General features: G+C 64.0%; 18 protein-coding genes. 7 read left to right on the top strand and 11 right to left on the bottom strand.

Annotated elements, in window-relative coordinates; genetic code table 11:
* The first annotated feature begins 204 nt into the window (after positions 1 to 204).
* Entirely contained in the window at positions 205 to 843 is a 639-nt protein-coding gene (locus ACFY9W_RS05660; RefSeq protein WP_391126940.1) for a hypothetical protein, read from the top strand.
* Complete coding sequence (locus ACFY9W_RS05655; RefSeq protein ID WP_391126937.1) at positions 843 to 1,466, top strand: MarR family transcriptional regulator; 624 nt, start codon at positions 843 to 845, stop codon at positions 1,464 to 1,466. Before ACFY9W_RS05660 ends, ACFY9W_RS05655 begins: the two co-directional genes overlap by 1 nt.
* Before the next feature lie 150 nt (positions 1,467 to 1,616).
* Here ACFY9W_RS05655 and ACFY9W_RS05650 read toward each other — a convergent pair whose 3' ends face one another.
* Complete coding sequence (locus ACFY9W_RS05650; protein WP_391126934.1) at positions 1,617 to 1,916, bottom strand: helix-turn-helix domain-containing protein; 300 nt, start codon at positions 1,914 to 1,916, stop codon at positions 1,617 to 1,619.
* 85 nt (positions 1,917 to 2,001) lie between these two features.
* Here ACFY9W_RS05650 and xenA point away from each other — a divergent pair, with 85 nt between their 5' ends.
* Positions 2,002 to 3,093, top strand: a complete 1,092-nt coding sequence (gene xenA / locus ACFY9W_RS05645) for a xenobiotic reductase XenA (protein WP_391126931.1) — start codon at positions 2,002 to 2,004, stop codon at positions 3,091 to 3,093.
* A gap of 131 nt (positions 3,094 to 3,224) precedes the next feature.
* Here xenA and ACFY9W_RS05640 read toward each other — a convergent pair whose 3' ends face one another.
* The 5 genes from ACFY9W_RS05640 to ACFY9W_RS05620 form a co-directional block, all read right to left on the bottom strand.
* A complete protein-coding gene (locus ACFY9W_RS05640; protein ID WP_391126928.1) occupies positions 3,225 to 4,472 on the bottom strand; it encodes an FAD-dependent oxidoreductase in 1,248 nt (415 codons plus the stop codon).
* A gap of 2 nt (positions 4,473 to 4,474) precedes the next feature.
* Complete coding sequence (locus ACFY9W_RS05635; protein WP_391126925.1) at positions 4,475 to 6,052, bottom strand: aldehyde dehydrogenase family protein; 1,578 nt, start codon at positions 6,050 to 6,052, stop codon at positions 4,475 to 4,477.
* 188 nt (positions 6,053 to 6,240) lie between these two features.
* Complete coding sequence (locus tag ACFY9W_RS05630) at positions 6,241 to 7,188, bottom strand: dihydrodipicolinate synthase family protein (protein ID WP_391126922.1); 948 nt, start codon at positions 7,186 to 7,188, stop codon at positions 6,241 to 6,243.
* A gap of 48 nt (positions 7,189 to 7,236) precedes the next feature.
* Positions 7,237 to 8,163: a 4-hydroxyproline epimerase gene (locus ACFY9W_RS05625; RefSeq protein ID WP_391126919.1), complete on the bottom strand. Its 927-nt coding sequence runs from the start codon at positions 8,161 to 8,163 to the stop codon at positions 7,237 to 7,239.
* A gap of 23 nt (positions 8,164 to 8,186) precedes the next feature.
* Positions 8,187 to 9,800: an amino acid permease gene (locus ACFY9W_RS05620; RefSeq protein WP_391126916.1), complete on the bottom strand. Its 1,614-nt coding sequence runs from the start codon at positions 9,798 to 9,800 to the stop codon at positions 8,187 to 8,189.
* 377 nt (positions 9,801 to 10,177) lie between these two features.
* On the opposite strand from ACFY9W_RS05620, the gene ACFY9W_RS05615 reads away from it, so the two are divergent.
* On the top strand, positions 10,178 to 10,960 hold the full coding sequence (locus ACFY9W_RS05615; RefSeq protein ID WP_391126913.1) for a helix-turn-helix domain-containing protein: 783 nt from the start codon (positions 10,178 to 10,180) through the stop codon (positions 10,958 to 10,960).
* Here ACFY9W_RS05615 and ACFY9W_RS05610 read toward each other — a convergent pair.
* Positions 10,948 to 11,835, bottom strand: a complete 888-nt coding sequence (locus tag ACFY9W_RS05610) for a LysR substrate-binding domain-containing protein (protein WP_391126910.1) — start codon at positions 11,833 to 11,835, stop codon at positions 10,948 to 10,950. The two genes, ACFY9W_RS05615 and ACFY9W_RS05610, sit on opposite strands and share 13 nt — an antisense overlap.
* 141 nt (positions 11,836 to 11,976) lie before the next feature.
* Between ACFY9W_RS05610 and moaB the strand changes: the two genes are divergently transcribed.
* On the top strand, positions 11,977 to 12,516 hold the full coding sequence (gene moaB / locus ACFY9W_RS05605) for a molybdenum cofactor biosynthesis protein B (protein WP_391126907.1): 540 nt from the start codon (positions 11,977 to 11,979) through the stop codon (positions 12,514 to 12,516).
* 127 nt (positions 12,517 to 12,643) lie between these two features.
* Here the strand turns inward: moaB and ACFY9W_RS05600 are convergent, their stop codons facing one another.
* Positions 12,644 to 13,543 carry a bestrophin family ion channel gene (locus ACFY9W_RS05600; RefSeq protein WP_391126904.1) on the bottom strand — a complete coding sequence of 300 codons (900 nt, stop codon included), beginning with the start codon at positions 13,541 to 13,543 and terminating at the stop codon, positions 12,644 to 12,646.
* A gap of 20 nt (positions 13,544 to 13,563) precedes the next feature.
* Positions 13,564 to 14,568 (bottom strand): GTP 3',8-cyclase MoaA, encoded by a 1,005-nt coding sequence (gene moaA, locus ACFY9W_RS05595; protein ID WP_391126901.1) that lies wholly within the window; start codon positions 14,566 to 14,568, stop codon positions 13,564 to 13,566.
* Positions 14,569 to 14,922: 354 nt separating this feature from the next.
* Here moaA and ACFY9W_RS05590 point away from each other — a divergent pair, with 354 nt between their 5' ends.
* Entirely contained in the window at positions 14,923 to 17,253 is a 2,331-nt protein-coding gene (locus ACFY9W_RS05590; RefSeq protein ID WP_391126898.1) for an FdhF/YdeP family oxidoreductase, read from the top strand.
* 117 nt (positions 17,254 to 17,370) lie between these two features.
* Here ACFY9W_RS05590 and ACFY9W_RS05585 read toward each other — a convergent pair whose 3' ends face one another.
* Positions 17,371 to 17,832, bottom strand: a complete 462-nt coding sequence (locus tag ACFY9W_RS05585; protein ID WP_391126895.1) for an Lrp/AsnC ligand binding domain-containing protein — start codon at positions 17,830 to 17,832, stop codon at positions 17,371 to 17,373.
* A 92-nt stretch (positions 17,833 to 17,924) separates the two neighbouring features.
* On the opposite strand from ACFY9W_RS05585, the gene ACFY9W_RS05580 reads away from it, so the two are divergent.
* On the top strand, positions 17,925 to 19,106 hold the full coding sequence (locus ACFY9W_RS05580) for an aminotransferase class I/II-fold pyridoxal phosphate-dependent enzyme (protein ID WP_391127212.1): 1,182 nt from the start codon (positions 17,925 to 17,927) through the stop codon (positions 19,104 to 19,106).
* Positions 19,107 to 19,228: 122 nt separating this feature from the next.
* Here ACFY9W_RS05580 and ACFY9W_RS05575 read toward each other — a convergent pair whose 3' ends face one another.
* Complete coding sequence (locus ACFY9W_RS05575) at positions 19,229 to 19,465, bottom strand: DUF465 domain-containing protein (RefSeq protein WP_391126892.1); 237 nt, start codon at positions 19,463 to 19,465, stop codon at positions 19,229 to 19,231.
* Positions 19,466 to 19,551 lie beyond the last annotated feature (86 nt).

The following is a 19,551-nucleotide window of genomic DNA, read 5'->3' as shown; positions in this document are numbered from 1 at the left end:
TTGTTCGGGCCTCTTCGCGGGCTCGCCCGCTCCCACAGGTAAAGTGTTGCCAGCAGGTCTGCGCGGTTCCTGTGGGAGCGGGCAAGCCCGCGAAGAGGCCGGCACAGAAAACCACTGATCGGAAACCTGCACAGCAACCGATAAAAACATATTTTGATGCTTAAATTAATCTTGTCAGTCGATCCCCTCCAGGAGGGTGCCGTCATGAACACCAAGATTGCTGCCTTACTGCTGCTCGCCCTGTGCGCCCAGCCGGCATGGAGCCAGAGCTACTCCTCCCCGACCCCCGCCGCCAAACCCGCAGAATCCGCTGCATTGACCACGCGCATGGCCCTGCGCGACCTATGGGTCGAGCACATCTTCTGGGTTCGCAACTATGCCGTAGCCAACCAGGCCGGCAACGCCAAACAGGCGCAAGTCGCCGCCAATGAAGTGGTCAGCGACGCCACACGAATCGCCAGCAGCATCGCCCCGCTGTACGGCCAGCCCGCTGCTGACCAGTTGTTGAAACTGCTGGCCGGCCACTGGGGCGCTATCAAGCATTACAGCGACGCCACCGTGGGCAAGGACAAGAAGGGCCAACAAGCCGCTGTCGATGAACTGACCAGCAATGCCAAGGCCATCGCTGCGTTCCTGGCCAAGGCCAACCCGAACCTGCCCGAACCGACCCTGCTGACGTTGCTCAGTGCTCATGGCGGCCACCATGTGGCGCAGATCGATCAACTGGCGGCCGGTGACTACGCCGCCGAGGCGCGCACATGGGGAATGATGCGTGAGCATATCCTGACCTTGTCCGATGCCTTGGCTGCAGCGCTGGTCAAACAATTCCCGGACAAGTTCTGATGCTTGAAGGTTTGGGCCGTACCCAACAGGACCTGCTCCACGCGTTGCTGCACCAGCCAGCTGGCATGAGCATCGACGACCTGGCGCAGGCCCTGGCGATCACCCGCACGGCCGTGCGCCAGCACCTGGCCGCACTGGAGCGTGATGGCCTGGTCAAGCGCGGCGCTACCCGGCCTACCGGGCGTCGGCCGGAACAGCTGCACGAACTGACCGATCTCGCCCGCGAACAGTTCCCCCGCCAGTACCCGCTGCTGGCCAACCTGCTGATTGGTGAAGTGGCTGGTTTGCTTGGGGAAGAGGCGCTGCTGGCGCTGATGCGCCAACTGGGGCGCAAGCTGGCAGCAGACCTGGAGCACAAGGTGGTGGATGAAGCGCGTATCGTCGAGCACATGAACACTGCCGGGTATGAGGCGCAGGTGTTCTTTCGCTCGTCAGGTGAACCCGGGATCGTCGCGCACAATTGTGTGTTCCATCATCTGGCCAAGGCGCATCCGGTTGTGTGCGAGCTTGATCTTGCGCTGATCGGGGCTTTGGGTGGGGCAGAGGTGAGTCATGAGGAATGCATGCTCAGGGGAGGGCAGGTGTGCCGGTTTGCGCTGGCTCATGCAAAACCGGCAGGTTGACATGGCCTATGTGGGAGCGGCCTTGTGTCGCGAAAGGGCCGCGTAGCGGCCCCAGGTTTCCAGCTTCGCAGCACAAACTGCCGGGGGCCGCTTTGCGGCCCTTTCGCGACACAAGGCCGCTCCCACAAGGGCCGCGTATAGCCTGACAGGTCAAACTTGCCGCAGGATGCACTCCAGCAACCCGGGAAACCGCTCGCCCAGCATTTCGCTGCGCAGCGAATTCATGTGGGTCGTGCCCACATTGCGGGTATGCACCAACCCTGCATCACGCAGCACGCGAAAGTGATGGGACATGCTCGACTTCGGCCGGCCGCCATCCAGCTCGCCGCAGCTGGCTTCGGTTACACCGGCCAGATGGCGGACGATTTCCAGGCGCACGGGGTCGCTCAGCGCGTACAGCAGGCGTTCAAGGATCAGGTCTTGCGCGGTGGGGTGTTTATAGGCTCGCATGGCTCACATGATAACGGGGGTTTCATTAATTGCCATAGTTCGATTATGATCGAACAATAGTATTCAGATGAATCCGGAGTTTCCCATGTCCGCACTGTTCGAACCCTACGCCCTCAAGGACGTCACCCTGCGCAACCGCATCGCCATCCCGCCAATGTGCCAGTACATGGCCGAGGACGGCATGATCAACGACTGGCATCACGTGCATTACGCAGGTCTCGCCCGTGGTGGTGCCGGCCTGCTGGTGGTCGAAGCCACGGCGGTAGCGCCGGAAGGGCGTATCTCCCCCGGTTGCGCCGGTATCTGGAGCGATGCCCATGCCCAGGCCTTCGTGCCGGTGGTGCAGGCCATCAAGGCCGCCGGCTCCGTGCCAGGTATCCAGATCGCCCACGCCGGGCGCAAGGCCAGCGCCAACCGCCCGTGGGAAGGGGATGACCACATTGCCGCCGACGATGCCCGCGGCTGGCAAACCATCGCCCCGTCTGCCGTCGCCTTTGGCGCGCACCTGCCGAAAGTGCCACGCGAGATGAGCCTGGATGACATCGCCCGGGTCAAGCAGGACTTCGTCGATGCCGCCCGCCGTGCGCGTGATGCCGGCTTTGAGTGGATCGAACTGCACTTTGCCCACGGTTACCTGGGCCAGAGCTTCTTCTCTGAACACTCCAACAAGCGTACCGACGCCTACGGCGGCAGCTTCGACAACCGCAGCCGCTTCCTGCTGGAAACCCTGGCCGCGGTGCGTGAAGTGTGGCCGGAAAACCTGCCGCTGACCGCGCGCTTTGGTGTGCTGGAATACGACGGCCGCGACGAGCAGACCCTGGAAGAGTCGATCGAGCTGGCGCGCCGCTTCAAGGCCGGTGGCCTGGACCTGCTGAGCGTGAGCGTTGGTTTCACCATCCCCGAGACCAACATCCCGTGGGGCCCGGCATTCATGGGGCCGGTTGCCGAGCGTGTACGCCGTGAGGCGAAGCTGCCGGTGACTTCGGCATGGGGCTTTGGTACGCCGCAACTGGCGGAGGCTGCGTTGCAGGCCAACCAGCTGGACCTGGTTTCGGTCGGGCGTGCGCATTTGGCCGACCCGCACTGGGCGTACTTTGCGGCCAAGGAGCTGGGGGTGGAGAAAGCCTCCTGGACCTTGCCAGCGCCATACGCGCACTGGCTTGAGCGTTATCGCTGAGTTCAGATGGGGCTGCCATGCAGCCCAATCGCCGGCAAGCCAGCTCCCACAGGTCATCACAGGCTTCGAGCCCTGTGCATTACCTGTGGGAGCTGGCTTGCCGGCGATTGGGCCGCATAGCGGCCCCGAATCTAGAACCGATCCAACCGGTAGGCTCCCATCTCAACCCCGCCGGCCCGCTCAGCCAACCTTCCCACCCATTGCGCCGTCACCGCCGCCTGGGTCAACCCCAGGTGCTGATGCCCAAACGCCAACAGCACCCGCCCATCACACACCCGGTCGATCACCGGCAACGAATCCGGCAACGAAGGCCGGAAGCCCATCCACGGCGTAGCCCCTTCAGCACTCAAGTCCCGCCGGAACAACCCCTTGCTCAACCGGTGCAACTGCCACGCCCGCTGCATGCTCGGCGGTGCCTCCAGCCCGGCAAACTCCACCGTGCCCGCCAGGCGCAAACCTTCGGCCATGGGCGTCATGATGAACTTGCGCTCCAGCGACGTGACCGCAAATGGCAGCCGTTGCTGCTCACCCGGTAACATCAGGTGGTAGCCGCGCTCTGTATCCAGCGGCACCCGTTTGCCCGTCAGCGCGGTCGTCAATCTGGCAGAATGCGCGCCACAGCTGATCAGCACCTGACGGGCATTGAACGTGCCTTGCTCGCTGACCAGGCTGACCCCGCTGCTGTGCAACTGCCCGCCATCGACTTGCGCCTGGACAAAGCGCACGCCACTGGCTTTGGCTGCTTCATACAGCTCACACACCACACGGTAGGGGTCGATGAAATGCCCGGTGCGTGGGAAGTACAACCCACCCAGCAGCGAGGGGCTCAACTGCGGCGCCGCCTCGTGCACCGTTTCGGCCGCCCAGAAGTCTACCGGCACTGCCTGCTGCTCCATGCGCGTGCGCAGGGCTTGCAGGGCCTGGCGCGACTCAGGCTTTTCGAACACCAGCAACGAGCCATCTTCCTGGAACAGATCGCTGCGCCCTATTGAGCCCAGCAACCGCTGCCAGGCACCCAGGCTGCCTTCGTTCAGTGTACGGATGCCGGCCACGCTGCGCTGGAACGGCGCCGGGCGCAGGTTGAGCAGCAGGCGGGTGAACCACGGCATGGCCTTGGGCAGGTACTTCCAGTCCAGGCGCAGGGGGCCCATTGGGTCCAGCAGCATGCGCGGCAGTCGCTTGAGGATGGACAGGTCGGCAATCGGAAACACCTGCTCGGTGGCCAGGTGCCCGGCATTGCCATAGGACGCACCGTTGCCGGGTGCCTGGCGGTCCACAAGCAGCACCTTGCGGCCCTGGCGGGCCAGTTGCAGGGCGCAGGCGACGCCGACAATGCCGGCGCCAACCACGGCGATATCAGCTTCGTGGGCTTCTACCATGTTCAGCCTTCCCGTTTGCCGTCAAGCAGGCGCCGCAGGTGGAGCGGGTTGCTGTGCTGCACAGCCTGCGGCAGCAGGGCGTCTGGGAAATCCTGGTAGCACACCGGGCGCAAAAAGCGCAGGATCGCCGCCGTGCCCACCGAGGTGGTGCGGGCATCGGAGGTGGCCGGGAACGGCCCGCCGTGGACCATTGCATCGCATACTTCGACGCCGGTCGGCCAGCCATTGACCAGAATGCGCCCGGCTTTGCGTTCAAGGGTCGGCAACAGGGCCCGGGCGCTGTCGATGTCGGCATCGTCCAGTTGCAAGGTCGCGGTCAACTGGCCTTCCAGATGCTCGGCCACCTGGCGTACCTGTTCATCGCTTGCGCAGGCCACCACCAGCGACGCCGCGCCGAACACCTCGGCCTGCAACGCAGGGTCGGCCAGGAAGGCTTCGGCCTGGGTCACGAATAGCTGCGCCTGGCATTGGTTGGGGCCTTGCCCGGTTTGGCCGCTGGCCACGGCCTGGGCATTGGCGTTTTCTGCCAGGGCGCCGATGCCCGCCTGGTAAGCGTTGAAGATGCCAGGGGTGAGCATGGTCTGTGCGGCGGCCTGGCGCACGTGCTCGCTGGCGGCGTCGATAAACTGCTGCAACGCAGGGCCTTGGCGGGCAATCACCAGACCGGGGTTGGTGCAGAACTGGCCGGCACCTTGGGTCAGCGAGGCGACAAAGCCTTGCGCCAGCGTTTCGGCACGGGCTTGCAGGGCTGCTTCGAACAGGAACACCGGGTTGATCGAACTCATTTCGGCATACACCGGGATCGGCTCCGGGCGCGCCTGGGCAGCCTGGCACAGCGCTACGCCACCGCTGCGCGAACCTGTAAAACCAACGGCTTTGATGCGTGGGTCGCTGACCAGCGCGATGCCGACCTCACGGCCAGAACCGTACAGCAACGAGAACACGCCGGCCGGCAAGCCGCACAGCTTTACCGCTTGCGCCACAGCGTGGCCAACCAGTTCACTGGTGCCGGGGTGAGCGCTGTGGGCTTTGACCACCACCGGGCAGCCAGCGGCCAGTGCCGACGCGGTGTCGCCCCCGGCCACCGAGAACGCCAGCGGGAAATTGCTGGCGCCAAACACGGCCACCGGCCCCAAGGCTACCTGGCGCTGGCGCAGGTCGGCGCGGGGCAGCGGTTGGCGTTCGGGCTGGGCATTATCGACCCGCACATCCAGCCATTCACCGGCCCGTACCACACGGGCGAAGGTGCGCAGCTGGGTGCAGGTGCGGCCACGTTCGCCTTGAATGCGCGCCTTGGGCAGGCCGGTTTCGGCCACGGCGCGGTCGATCAGTGCATCGCCCAGGGCTTCGACCTGCGCGGCGATGGTTTCGAGAAACTGTGCCCGCTGTTCGAGCGAAGTTTCGCGGTAGGCGTCGAACGCAGCCCAGGCCAGTGCGCAGGCCTGGGCCACGTGCTCGCCGGTGCCGCCGAGGTAGGCCGGCTCCAGCGCCTGGCCGGTGGCCGGGTTGATGGCGTGGATGGCTTCGCGGCTGCCGGTTACCGGGGTTTGGCCTATCAGCAGGTTGCCTGTGAGGGTCATGGAGCCTCCTTGGGAAATCAGATTCGGATATCAAGCGAAACCGCGGCCCCTGTAGGAGCGGCCTTGTGTCGCGAAAGGGCTGCGCAGCAGCCCCGGGGTTTCCGCGCAGACGCACAAAATGCTGGGGCTGCCTTGCAGCCCGATCGCGACACAAGGCCGCTCCTACAAGGGGCCGCGCAGGGCATAAGTCAGGCGACGTTCTGCTCGGCCGACCAGCTCGCATACCAACTGCGGAACAGCGAATACTGCTGCTCGGCATAGTTGCGCTGCGCATCGGTCAGCACGTCGGTCTCGTTGAAGTGCAGGCCGTATTCACGGTCGCCGTTCAGCACCATCAGGTGCTTGTAGTACAGCACCAGGTCGCAGCCTTCATCGAACGACGACAGCACCGCCAGTGCGGCCTCCAGCTCGCGGGCCAGGCGGCGGGCCTTGGCGTCACCTTTGGCGGCCTGCTTGCTCAGGCTTACCAGGTGCAGCACTTCACGCGGCAGGGCGTTGCCGATGCCGGTGATGGCGCCAGTGGCGTTGCAGTTGACGAAGCCATGCACCACCTGGGTGTCCACGCCGACCATCAGGGTCACATCGTCATCCTTGGAGGTGATGTGTTCGGCGGCGTAACGCAGGTCGGCACCACCGCCGAATTCCTTGAAGCCGATCAGGTTGGAGAACTCACGGCGCAGCTCGAAGAACAGGTCGGCGCGGGTGGCAAAGCCGTAGTAGGGGCTGTTGTAGATCACTGCTGGCAGCTTTGGCGCGGCAGCGAGGATGGCCGAGAAGTGGTGCTTCTGGGCAATCAGCGAAGCGCCGCGGCTGAGCACACGAGGGATGACCATCAGGCCAGCAGCGCCGACCTTGGCCGCATGGGCAGCGTGGGACACGGCTTCACGGGTGTTCACCGCGCCAGTGCCGACAATGGTCGGGATGCCGGCGGCCACCAGGCGTGCCACGCCTTCCTGGCGCTCGGCCTCGGTCAGCAGCGGCCAGTCGCCCATCGAGCCGCAGTACACCACGGCGCTCATGCCGGCCTCGATCAGTTCGCGGCCCTTGCGCACCAGGGCGTCGAAGTCCGGCTTGCGCTCGGCGGTGCACGGGGTCATCAGGGCGGGCATGGTGCCGGTGAAGATGTTGTTGGTCATTGTTGTTACTCCTCGCGAAATTCGGTTTGGGAGAAAAAGGGCCGGGGCTCAGATGCCCCAGGCGAACGGGTCCTGTTCGTCGATCAGCAGGGTGCTGTCGGCGGTCATGTAGGCGCGGCCGGTGATGAACGGGCGAATGCGATCGCCGTCGTGCTCAAAGCGGCCATGGAACTGGCTGCCGGTGATGCTGGCCTGCACCCAGGTCTGGCCTTCGGCAAGCTTGCCGTCGGCGGCCAGGCAGGCCAGCTTGGCGCTGGTGCCGGTGCCGCAGGGCGAGCGGTCGTAGGCTTTGCCTGGGCACATCACGAAGTTGCGGCTATCGGCGTGGGCGTCGTCGGCGAACAGCTCGACGTGGTCGATAGGCTCGCCGTTTTCGCCGGTGATGCCCTGGTCTTCCAGGGCCTTGAGCATGGCCCAGGTGTAGTCGGTCAATGCCTCGCGGTTGTCCAGCTCGATACGCTGGCCGTGTTCGGCAACCAGGAAGAACCAGTTTCCGCCCCAGGCAATGTCGCCGTGCACCACGCCATGCTCGGGCACATCCACCGCCACCTGCTGGCGGTACCGGTAGGAAGGGACGTTACCCACGGTAATGGCGCCATCTTCATGCAAGGTGGCGCTGACCTGGCCGACCGGGGTATCGATCTTGTGCACGCCCGGTGCGATCAGGCCCAGGTGCTGCAACGAGGCGACCAGGCCGATGGTGCCGTGGCCGCACATGTTCAGGTAGCCGGCGTTGTTGAAGAAAATCACCCCGCAGGTGGCGTCGGCCGACACCGGTGGGCAGTACAGCGCGCCCACCAGCACATCGTTGCCGCGTGGCTCCAGCAGGCAGGCGCGGCGCCACGGGTCGTGCAGCTCGCGCAGTTCGTCGCGCTGCTCGGCCATGCTGCGGCCGTGCAGTTGCGGGAAGCCCTTCATCACCAGGCGGGTAGGCTCACCGCCGGTATGGGAGTCGATGACGTGAATCTGTTTCATGGGCTTGTCCCTTGGGTAAAAGATCAGGAGGCGACGGCGGCGGGGCGGCCGGCATAGGTGTCAGCGCTGGTCTCGCTTTCGTCCTCGCCTTCCAGGCGCACCAGATGAGCAGGCACACCTGTGGCCGCACCCCAGTAGTAGATGCCCAGTGCACAGGCCGCCACGGCCACGGTGTCGAGCGGGTGGCCGATGACCCCCAGGCCGCCGAAGCTGCCCAGCCACGACAGCAGGATGGTTACCGCGTAGAAGCCGATCAGCCACGCCGACGAGCGCACTTGCTGGCCCAGCGACAGGTGTTGGGTGGGCACGAAGCGGCCGCACAGCAGGTACAGCACGAACATCACGATTTGCAGGGCCAGCAGCCAGGACACGGTGTTCCAGCCAGACCAGTACACAATCAGCGCGGCGATGATGAACGACAGCGGGCCGAGCACGCCCATGCCCTTTACCCGGAACGGGCGAGGCATGTCAGGGGCATTGCGGCGCAGGGCGGCGACGGTGACCGGCGCCACGGCATAGCTCAGTACCAGGGCAGCGGATACCACGTTGATCAGTGCTTCCCACGACGGGAATGGCAGGGTCCAGAACACCGACAGGCCAAAGGTCAGCCACAGCGCCGGGCGTGGAATGCCGGACTCGGCGTCGATGCGGGTGAAGTACTTGAAGAAGGTGCCGGTCTGCGCCCAGCCATAGACCACGCGCGGGGTGGCGTTCATGTAGATGTTGCCGCAGCCGCTGGGCGAGATCACGGCGTCGGCCACCACCAGGTAGGCCAGCCAGCCCACACCCAGGGCCAGGGCGATGTCACGGTAGGGCAGGGCCAGTTCCTTGGTCACGCTGGCCCAGCCGTTGGCGAGCATTTCGGTTGGTACGCTGCCGAGGAAGGCCAGTTGCAGCAGGGCGTAGATCGCGGTGGACAGCAACACCGAAAGGATCAGCGCAATCGGGATGGTGCGCTGCGGGTTTTTCACCTCGCTGGCCACCGAAATGATCGGCGTCAGTCCCAGGTAGGCGAAGATGATGCCGCCGGCCGACACGGCCATTTCAACACCGGACAGGCCGAACGGGGCAAAGCCCTGGACCTGGAAGTTTTCTGGCTTGAAGAAGGTGAACAGTACGCCAATCACCAGCAGCGGCACGATGAACTTGAACACGCTGACCAGGTTGTTGGCTTTGGCGAAGGTTTTCACGCTGCGGTAGTTGAGGAAGAAGAACAGCCCCAGCAAGGCGAATTGCACCAGCCAGCCGAGCACGGTCGGGTCGCTGGAGCCGGCCTTGGTCAGCCCGGGGAACCACGCGGCGGCGTACTGGCGCGAGGCGACCACTTCGATGGCGATCAGGCTGGAGAAGGCGATCAGGGTGATGAAGCCCATCAGGTAGCCCAGCAGCGGGCCGTGCGAGTACACCGGGTAGCGCACTACGCCACCGGCGCGGGGCAGGGCGGCGCCCAGCTCGCAGTAGACGATGCCCAGCAGCAGCACGGCGAAACCGCCGAGGAACCAGGACAGGATGCCGGCCGGGCCGGCGATGGCCGAGACGTGGCTGGCGGCGAACAGCCAGCCGGAGCCGAAGATGGCCCCCAGGCCGATGAAGGTGAGGTCCAGCAATGACAACTGTTTCTTGAATTTGCCTGACATGGGTTCGCCTTTTTGTTGGTTATTGGATAGGCAGGTCTGATGTCACGAGATGCGGCTTTTTGGGCCGCGCTCTTGTTGAACTTGGGCGGCTTGCGTGGGGCATAGAGTGAACCGCTCGGGGCGGCGGTTCTTGATGGTTTTCTGCAAGGGGGATGACGAAATCGGCACAGTTACAGAAAAAACTGGCGCCGATGGTGGGCTGATGGATAGGCTGTAGGCCAAGCCGCACAAGGCCTGTAGGGGTAATTTGATCGTGCCGGCCTCTTCGCGGGCATGCCCGCTCCCACAGGTATGGCGCAGAATTCGAAATGTGTGGAGGACCTGTGGGAGCGGGCGCGCCCGCGAAAGGGCCGGCACAGCCAGCAGAGAACTGACAGATGACCGACATAACCCTGGCAACCCTCTACCAGTCCTTGGATCAGCACCGCCCCGCCAGCCTGGAGGTCCTGCTCGCCGGTGTATCCCTGCTGCTGCCGATCCTCGACGCCATCCCCAACGCCGCCATCTTCATCAAGGACCCGGCCGCCCGTTACGTGCTGGCCAACAACACCCTGGTCCAGCGCTGCGGCCTCAAGCGCTTGCAACCGTTGCTGGGGAAGACCAGCGCCGAAGTCTTCCCGGCACAGCTGGGCCCCGGCTACACCGAGCAGGACCGTCGAGTCCTCAAGGAAGGCCGGGTGCTGGAAGATCAACTGGAGTTGCACCTGTACGGCAGCCGCGAGCCCGGCTGGTGCCTGACCCACAAGCGCCCGCTGTACAACCAGGCGGGTGAGATCATCGGGTTGGTCGGCATTTCGGTCGACCTGCAATCAGCCGCCGACAGCCACCCCGCCTATCAACGCCTGGCTGCGGTGGACGAGCACATTCGCCAGTATTTCCACCAGCAAATAAGCATGGGCGAGCTGACCCGCATCGCCGGTATTTCCGTGGCCCAGCTGGAGCGTTACTGCAAGCGGGTGTTCCACCTCACACCCCGGCAGATGATCCACAAGGCGCGCCTGGAGCACGCCCACCGCCTGTTGCATTCAGACATGCCGATCACGGAAGTGGCGATGTGCTGTGGCTACACCGACCACAGCGCCTTCAGCCGCCAGTTCAAGCAACTGACCGGCTTTACACCGAGGCAGTACCGCCAGGCAACCAGCGATCAGGTGGCTTGAAACAGCGCCCGCGCTTCGGCAAAGCACTGCTCGGCAATTGCCGAACGCGGCTCGCTGCGGCGCAGCAGCAGGCCGACCGGGCTGTGGATGGCGGCGTCGGCCACCGGCAGGATGCGCAGGTGCTCGCTGAGGTCTTCCAGGCCGCAGTCCAGAGGCATGATCGCGCAGCACATGCCGGTGTTGATGGCCTGGATCAGCTGGAAGGTCGAGTCGCTCTCCAGCACTGCATGCGGCTCTAGGCCTCGGCTGCGGAAACTCAGGTCCAGCGATTGGCGGTAATGCATGCCCTTGCTCAGCAGGCCCAGCGGTATGTCGCTGAGTGCGTCCCAGCGCAGCGTTTCGCCGCTGAACTGGAAGTGCCGGGTGTCGTGCAGCAGGCCCATGGTGGTAGTGCCCAGTTCGATCACTTCGAAGAAGCTGGTGTTCACTTGGTCCAGGTAGCAGATGCCCAGGTCGAGCTGGTTGCGGCTAAGCCCATCGATGACCTGCTCCGAGCTTAGCGAGCTGAGCTGGAAGTGCAGTTCGGGGTATTTGTCGCGCAGCGGCAGCAGCAGGTGCATGGGGTTGAAGCTGGCCAGCGGCACCGTGCCCAGGCGCAGGCTGCCGACCACCTGGCCGCGGCAGCTGGCAGCCTCGGCCTGCAGGCCGTCATGGGCGGCGAGCAGGGTGCGGGCCCAGGCCAGGATGCGCTCGCCGGCTTCGGTAAAACCTTCGAAGCGCTGGCCGCGCTTGACCAGCACCAGCTCCAGTTCGTCCTCCAGGTTGCGCAGGCGCATGGACAGCGTCGGCTGGGTGATATGGCACAGCGCCGCCGCCTGGCCGAAGTGGCGGGTCTGGTCGAGGGCGATGAGGAACTTGAGCTGCTTGATGTCCATGGAAGTGCCTGGCGTCTGGTTGTGCAGACCTTAACCTACGTCTGCGATAGATGTCATTGATCGCCCGGTACGCCATATTGATTGGACGCCCTCGGGCCATGGCTCTAGCGTGGCGACAATGCCATTCAAGGAGCTTTAAACGTGCGCGTCCAACCCGATGCGGTTTTCGTACCGCTCAACATCGCCGTGCTGACCGTCAGCGACACCCGTACCTACGACAACGACACTTCCGGCGAGCTGCTGGCCAGCCGGTCGGTAGAGATCGGCCACCGCCTGGTGGCGCGGGCGTTGCTCAAGGACGACCTGTACAAGATTCGCGCCCAGGTCGCGACCTGGATTGCCGATGAGCAGGTGCAGGTGGTGCTGATTACCGGCGGCACCGGCTTTACCGGGCGGGACAGCACGCCGGAGGCGGTCGGGTGCCTGCTGGACAAGCGTATCGATGGCTTTGGTGAGCTGTTCCGGGCGTTGTCGATTCTGGATATTGGCAGCTCGACCGTGCAGAGCCGGGCGCTGGCCGGGTTGTCCAACCGCACGTTGGTGTGCTGCTTGCCGGGTTCTACCGGGGCCTGCCGCACGGCGTGGGAAGGGATTCTGGCGGAGCAGCTGGATGCCCGGCACCGGCCGTGCAACTTCGTCAAACACCTGCTGCCGATCGAGGCCTGCGCAAGCCGGGGGTGATCTTTTACCTGTGCTGGCCTCTTCGCGGGCTTGCCCGCTCCCACAGGTACAGCGCAGGACTCAGAATTTGTGAGGACCCTGTGGGAGCGGGCAAGCCCGCGAAGAGGCCGGCACAGGCAACAACAAATCAGCTCAACACATACCCCACCGGCAACAACGCCGGCGGCAGTTGCACCTCACCCATCCCCGCCAGCACATCCCGCTCCACGGTCCGCACCATGGCGTCGGTCGGCAAATCGTTCTCATCCCGCCCGAACGGGTCTTCCAGTTCGTTGCCAATCGCATCCAGCCCGAAGAACGTGTACCCCACGATGGTGGTGAACAGCGGCGCCAGCCAACCCAACGGCTCGGCCAGGGCAAACGGCAGCAGCAGGCAGAAGATGTAGATGGTGCGGTGCAGCAACAGCGTGTAGGGGAACGGCAACGGCGTGAACTTGATTCGCTCACAGGTCGCCTGCACCTCGGTAAGGCCTACCAGCCGCTGCTCCAGCAAGCTGTAGCGCCAATCGCTGATCTGCTGCTGCTCTGCCAGCCGCGAGCACTGCTCGCCAATGACGCGCAGGATGCCGTCGCACACGTTGTGCGAGCTGATCGCCTCTGGCCGGGCCAGCCAGGGCCGTGCGGCCGCCAGGTCGTCCTCGTTGCGCAATCGCGCATTCAGCGCATGGGCATAGCCGCACAGGCTGCGCAGCAGTTCGGCGCGCAGGTTCTGGTCGGCAATCACTACGCTTTCGCGCACGAACGAGCGGGTTTCGATAATCAACTTGCCCCACGCCTTGCGGCCCTCCCACCAGCGGTCGTAACAGGCGTTGTTGCGAAAGCTCATGAAGATCGACAACGACAGGCCCAGCAAGGTGAACGGCGTGGCGCTGACCGGGTAGAAAAACGACGGGAAGTGGCGCTCGACCAGCACGATCAGTGCGGCCAGCAGGGTCACCATCAGGCAGCGCAGGGCAATGCGCTTTACGATCGACCCTTTGAGGGTGAACAGCACACGCAGCACATCGGGGTTTGGGTGGACGATCATGGAAATCCAGAGACGGCTGCTCAGCCGCCGGTCATGTTCATGAAGCGCAGGATCTGCACGTCGCCACCGACTTCGAAGTGATGGCGGTAAGGCTTGAGGTGCAATGAATCGCGGATGGCCTTTTCCAGCCGTTCGGCGTTGCCGGGGTGGGCACGCAGCATCTGTTTCAGGTCCACCGAATGTTCATTGCCAAGGCACAGCAGCAGGCGACCCTCCACCGTGAGGCGTACGCGGTTGCAGGTAGCGCAGAAGTTGTGGCTGTGCGGCGAAATGAAGCCGACCCGGGTATTGGCGGATTCAGCCAGGCGCCAGTAACGGGCTGGGCCTTGGGACGACTCGGTCGATTCGACCAAGGTAAATTGTTCAGCCAGCAGCGCGCGGACTTCATCGCTGGAGCAGAACGACTCGCCGCGCTCGTGTTCGCTGATGACGCCCAGCGGCATTTCTTCGATGAAGGTGATGTCCAGTTCCCGATCGATGGCAAAGCGCACCAGGTCGACCAGTTCGTGGTCGTTGCGGCCCTTCAGCACCACGCAGTTAAGCTTGATGCGCTTGAAACCGGCCCGGCGTGCGGCATCGATACCGGCGATGACCTGATGGAGGTCGCCGGTACGGGTCAGTTGCCTGAAGCGCTCGCTATCCAGGCTGTCGAGGCTGATGTTCAGGCGCGACAGCCCTGCGTCGAACAGCGGCTTGGCCAGGCGCCCGAGTTGCGAACCGTTGCTGGTCATGCACAGCTCGCGCAGGCCGGGCAGGGCGGCAATGCGCCCGCACAGGTCGACGATGCCCTGGCGCACCAGTGGTTCGCCGCCGGTCAGGCGGATCTTGCGGGTGCCCAGGGCGACGAAGCGCTCGGCCACCTGGAACAGTTCTTCGAGGCTGAGGATTTGCTGGCGCGGCAGGAACTGCATGTCTTCGGCCATGCAGTACACGCAACGGAAGTCACAGCGGTCGGTGACCGACATCCGCAGGTAGTCGATTTTCCGGTTGAAGCCGTCGATCAGGGCCCGGCTGTTCTGTTCCACGTTCGCGCTCGAATTTCGAAGGGTTGGGACACAACTCCAAGCTATAACCTGGGGGCAGGGGCGTCAAATTGCTTTGTCCGACCGGTTGATCGATAGCCTCTATCATGACTCAGGCCAGGCATTTCAAAGGCGACAGCGCGTCGCGCCATTCGCGGGCATGCCCGCTCCCACAGGTGCAGCACAAGGCTGAGGTTCAAGGTGATCCTGTGGGAGCGGGCGTGCCCGCGAAGGCTGCAACCCCAATTCCGGCCCATGATCGAAACCGCTTATCACGCCGTAAGATCTTTCGATTGGACGCCTCCACCCCACGCTCCATACGCTGGATAAAAGCACCGAAGCGTGAGGAACCATTGCATGAGCCAGGACGAACACATCAGGGACTACAAAGGCGCGGCCGCCGGCTGGGGGGCGCTCAAGAGCGTCACCAAAAGCTGGCTGGGCAGTGAAAACGCCTTCAAGAACCTGCGGGCCATGCTCAAGACCAACCAGAACGGCGGCTTCGACTGCCCCGGGTGCGCCTGGGGCGAGTCGCCGGAAAGCGACATGGTCAAGTTCTGCGAAAACGGCGCCAAGGCGGTCAACTGGGAAGCCACCGGCCGCTCGGTTGACCCGGCGTTCTTCGCTAAATACAGCGTCAGTGCGTTGAAGGACCAGACTGACTACTGGCTCGAATACCAGGGCCGCCTCACGCACCCGATGCGCTACGACGCGGCCACCGACCACTATGTCGAAACCACCTGGCAGGAGGCCTTCGAGCTGGTCGCCAGGCACCTGCGTGCGCTGCAGTCGCCAGACGAGGCCGAGTTCTACACCTCGGGCCGGGCCAGCAACGAGGCGGCGTTCCTCTATCAGCTGTTCGTGCGCGCCTACGGCACCAACAATTTCCCCGACTGCTCGAACATGTGCCACGAAGCCAGCGGCGCAGGCATGTCGGAAACCCTCGGGGTGGGTAAGGGCACGGTGGTGTTTCACGACCTGGAACTGGCCGACGCGATCTTTGTCATCGGCCAGAACCCAGGCACCAACCACCCGCGCATGCTCGAGCCGCTGCGTGAGGCGGTCAAGCGCGGGGCTCAGGTGGTGTGTTTCAACCCGCTGAAAGAGCGTGGCCTGGAGCGCTTCCAGCACCCGCAGCACCCGTTCGAAATGCTCAGCAACGGCTCCGAACCGACCTCCAGCGCCTACTTCCGCCCGGCCTTGGGCGGTGACATGGCGGCCATGCGCGGCATTGCCAAATACCTGTTGCAGTGGGAGCGCGAAGCCCAGGCCAATGGTGAGCCGGCGGTGTTCGACCATGCCTTTATCGCCGAGCACACCAGCGGTGTCGATGACTACCTGGCGGCAGTGGACGCCACCTCCTGGGAGCATATCGTCAAGCAGTCGGGCCTGACCCTGGCCGAAATCGAGCTGGCGGCACGCATGTACCGCAAGGCCGAGCGGGTGATCATGTGCTGGGCCATGGGCGTCACCCAGCACCGCCACTCGGTGCCTACCGTGCAGGAAATCGTCAACTTGCAGTTGCTGCGCGGCAACGTCGGCAAACCAGGCGCTGGCTTGTCGCCGGTACGCGGCCACAGCAACGTGCAGGGCGACCGTACCATGGGCATCGACGAAAAGCCCAAGCCGGCGCTGCTCGATGCCATCGAAAAACGCTTCCAGTTCCGTGTGCCGCGTGCCCATGGGCACAACGCGGTGCTGGCGATCAAGGCCATGGAAGAGGGCCGGGCCAAGGTGTTCGTTGCCTTGGGCGGCAACTTTGCCCAGGCCACCCCGGACACGCCGCGCACCCACGCGGCGCTGCAGAATTGCGCGTTGACCGTGCAGATATCCACCAAACTCAACCGCTCGCACCTGGTTACTGGCCGCGATGCGCTGATCCTGCCCTGCCTGGGCCGGACCGAAATCGACCTGCAGGCCGAAGGGCCGCAAGGCGTGACCGTGGAAGACACCTTCAGCATGGTGCACATCTCCAACGGCCAGCTGCGCCCGCGTTCGCCGCACATGCGCTCGGAGCCGTGGATCATCGCCGGCATGGCCAAGGCCACGCTGGGCAACCAGCCGATCGACTGGGAGTATGCGGTGGCCGACTACAACCGCATCCGTGACATGATTGCCGACGTGATCCCGGGTTTCACCGGTTTCAACGAACGCCTGCATAGCCCGGGCGGTTTCCACCTGGGCAACAATGCCGCCGATCGCAACTTCCGCACCGCCACGGGCAAGGCCCGGTTCATGCCCCACGCACTGCCGGAGGAGCTGATCAACGCCAAGGTGCTGGCGCGCGGCGACAAGCCCGACCTGATCCTGCAGACCTTGCGTTCGCACGACCAGTACAACACCACCCTGTATGGCCTGGACGACCGCTACCGCGGTGTGTTCGGCCTGCGGGAAGTGGTGTTCGTCAACGAGGCCGACATCCGCCGCCTGGGCTTTGAACCGGGTGAGCAGGTGGACCTGGTGTCGCTGTGGGAGGACGGTGTGGAACGGCGGGTTTCTGGGTTCCGCCTGGTGGCGTACGACGTGCCTGAAGGGCAGGCGGCGGCGTACTACCCGGAGACCAACCCGCTGGTGCCGCTGGAGAGTTATGGTGTGGGAACGTATACGCCGACGTCGAAGTTTGTGGCGATCAAGGTCGAGAAAGCCAAGGCGGGGAACCGGATTGCGGCGGTGCTGACTTCGGATTGACGGGTTGCCTGTACTGGCCTCTTCGCGGGCTTGCCCGCTCCCACAGGATCACCACAGCCCTGAAATCTGTGGTGATCCTGTGGGAGCGGGCAAGCCCGCGAAGAATCCAGCACCGATTCAGGAACGGTTCACCGGATAGGCCGTGGTGTATTTCATCTGCTCCATGGCAAAACTGGAGGTGATGTTCGACAGCCCGTCAGTACGGGTAATCAGCTTTTTGTAGAACCGGTCATACGCCGCAATATCCCCCACCACCACTCGCAACATGTAGTCCCAGTCCCCCGACATGCGGTAGAACTCCATCACTTCCTCGAACCCGGTCACGGTCGCGGCAAACTGCTCCAGCCAGGCGCTGTCGTGGCGCTGGGTCTTGAGCTGGACGAACACGGTAAGCCCCAGGCCCAGGCGTTCCGGGTCCAGCAGGGCGACACGGCCGAGGATGTAGCCTTCTTCTTCCAGGCGCTTGACCCGCTTCCAGCAGGGTGTGGTGGACAGGTTGACGGCCTCGGCCAAATCCTTGAGCGAGATCGAGGCATCGCGCTGAAGCAGGGTAAGAATGTGCTGGTCGAAACTGTCCATATCGCGCGCGGGCCGTGTAGAAAAATTTTTCACAGATTACCCCAAGGCCAGAACATTTGGGTTGTGCGATAGTTGCAGCCTTCACTCTGCCAATGGGCCTGACCATGTCCGACAAGCCACGCAATTTCGCCACCCGCACCATTCACGCCGGCGAGCAGTTCAGCGTCGCCGAAAACGCCATTTTCCCGGCCATCGTCACCGCCAGCTCGTTCACCAAGCGCAGCCTGGACGACAAGCCGGAATACTCCTACAGCCGCGTTGGCAACCCTACCCGGCATGCCTACGAAACCTGTGTCGCGGCCCTGGAAGAAGGCGTGGGCGCGGTGGCCTGTGCGTCGGGCGTAAACGCCACGGCAACCGTGCTGGAGTTGCTGCCCAAGGATGCCCATGTGGTGGTGATGAACGGCGTGTACGGTGGCACCTTCCGCATCCTGGAGGACTACCGCAGCCGCACCTCGGGCCTGACCACCACCTACGTCGACCTTAACGACCTTGAGGCGGTTGCCGCAGCTATCAAACCGGAAACCCAGCTGATCTGGATCGAGTCGCCCACCAACCCGTTGCTGCACCTGGTCGACATCAAGGCGGTGTGCGACCTGGCCAAGGCCCGGGGCATTCTCACCTGTATCGACAACACCTTCTGCTCGCCGTGGAACCAGCGCCCGATCACCCTGGGCGTGGACCTGGTGATGCATTCGGCCAGCAAGTACATCGGCGGCCATTCCGACCTGACCGGCGGCGTGGTAGTGGCGGCCAATGATGCCCTGTTGGCACGCTTGCGCCGCATCAGCATGGCGATTGGCGCGGTGCAGGGGCCGTTCGACTGCTACCTGGCCCTGCGCGGCCTGAAGACCCTGGATGTGCGCATGGAGCGCCAGTGTGCCAATGCCTTGCAGGTAGCGCGCTTCCTTGAAAGCCACCCGCAGATCGAACAGGTGTATTACCCAGGGCTGGAAAGCCACCCGCAGCATGAACTGTGCAAACGCCAGATGCGCAGCGGCGGGGCGGTGGTGGCGATGAAGGTCAAGGGCGACCGGGCCGCGCTCAACCGCCTGGTGGAGGCGCTGCAGATTTTTGTGCTGGCCGACTCGCTGGGCGGGGTGGAGAGCATGATCAACCACTCGTGGACCATGTCGCACTGCTCGCTGAGCCCGGAGCAGAAAGGGGTGATGGGGATCAGCGAAAACCTGCTGCGGCTTTCGATGGGGATCGAGGATTATCGTGACCTGATCGAGGATCTGGACGGGGCGTTGAACGCGTTGGTTGCTGTGTAAGGGCTGCTGGCCTCTTCGCGGGCTTGCCCGCTCCCACAGGTATTGCACAGGTCTTCAGGGCAGTGATGACCTGTGGGAGCGGGCAAGCCCGCGAAGAGGCCAGTGAATTCAATACATTTCCATCAGGATTTGGGCGGATGGATGATCCGTTCGATCTTGTCCTTGATCAGCAACCTTTCCTTGCGCAGGCGGTTGACGGCATCGTCGTTGGTGCCGTTGTTTTCGGCGGCAACCACCTCCTTGTCCTTGGCGTTGTATTCCTTGTGCAGCGAGTGCAGCGTCTGGTCCTTGTCAATGAGCGCCTGGAATGCATCAGCGGTAACGTGCAGGTCAGCGAGCAGATCATGCGGAACTGGCATTTCTTCACCTCTGTCAGGGTTGTCGGTAAGGTCCTGACCTCTGAGGATAGCCGTCTTTGCACAGGCTGGTGACGGCTGCCAGGCTG

Source organism: Pseudomonas sp. NPDC008258 (assembly GCF_042956345.1).
Taxonomy (GTDB): Bacteria; Pseudomonadota; Gammaproteobacteria; order Pseudomonadales; family Pseudomonadaceae; genus Aquipseudomonas.
The sequence above is the reverse complement of the archived record's forward strand: the minus strand, read 5'-3'. Positions and strand labels throughout refer to the sequence as shown.

What these genes read in the sequence shown, in the direction of transcription:
- ACFY9W_RS05610 (WP_391126910.1), bottom strand. Translation starts at nt 11,835, where the DNA reads ATGGACATCAAGCAGCTCAAGTTCCTCATCGCCCTCGACCAGACCCGC.
- ACFY9W_RS05585 (WP_391126895.1), bottom strand. Translation starts at nt 17,832, where the DNA reads ATGGACAGTTTCGACCAGCACATTCTTACCCTGCTTCAGCGCGATGCC.
- ACFY9W_RS05600 (WP_391126904.1), bottom strand. Translation starts at nt 13,543, where the DNA reads ATGATCGTCCACCCAAACCCCGATGTGCTGCGTGTGCTGTTCACCCTC.
- ACFY9W_RS05650 (WP_391126934.1), bottom strand. Translation starts at nt 1,916, where the DNA reads ATGCGAGCCTATAAACACCCCACCGCGCAAGACCTGATCCTTGAACGC.
- ACFY9W_RS05640 (WP_391126928.1), bottom strand. Translation starts at nt 4,472, where the DNA reads ATGGTAGAAGCCCACGAAGCTGATATCGCCGTGGTTGGCGCCGGCATT.
- ACFY9W_RS05630 (WP_391126922.1), bottom strand. Translation starts at nt 7,188, where the DNA reads ATGACCAACAACATCTTCACCGGCACCATGCCCGCCCTGATGACCCCG.
- ACFY9W_RS05660 (WP_391126940.1), top strand. Translation starts at nt 205, where the DNA reads ATGAACACCAAGATTGCTGCCTTACTGCTGCTCGCCCTGTGCGCCCAG.
- ACFY9W_RS05655 (WP_391126937.1), top strand. Translation starts at nt 843, where the DNA reads ATGCTTGAAGGTTTGGGCCGTACCCAACAGGACCTGCTCCACGCGTTG.
- ACFY9W_RS05575 (WP_391126892.1), bottom strand. Translation starts at nt 19,465, where the DNA reads ATGCCAGTTCCGCATGATCTGCTCGCTGACCTGCACGTTACCGCTGAT.
- ACFY9W_RS05580 (WP_391127212.1), top strand. Translation starts at nt 17,925, where the DNA reads ATGGGCCTGACCATGTCCGACAAGCCACGCAATTTCGCCACCCGCACC.
- xenA (WP_391126931.1), top strand. Translation starts at nt 2,002, where the DNA reads ATGTCCGCACTGTTCGAACCCTACGCCCTCAAGGACGTCACCCTGCGC.
- ACFY9W_RS05635 (WP_391126925.1), bottom strand. Translation starts at nt 6,052, where the DNA reads ATGACCCTCACAGGCAACCTGCTGATAGGCCAAACCCCGGTAACCGGC.
- ACFY9W_RS05625 (WP_391126919.1), bottom strand. Translation starts at nt 8,163, where the DNA reads ATGAAACAGATTCACGTCATCGACTCCCATACCGGCGGTGAGCCTACC.
- ACFY9W_RS05590 (WP_391126898.1), top strand. Translation starts at nt 14,923, where the DNA reads ATGAGCCAGGACGAACACATCAGGGACTACAAAGGCGCGGCCGCCGGC.
- ACFY9W_RS05615 (WP_391126913.1), top strand. Translation starts at nt 10,178, where the DNA reads ATGACCGACATAACCCTGGCAACCCTCTACCAGTCCTTGGATCAGCAC.
- ACFY9W_RS05620 (WP_391126916.1), bottom strand. Translation starts at nt 9,800, where the DNA reads ATGTCAGGCAAATTCAAGAAACAGTTGTCATTGCTGGACCTCACCTTC.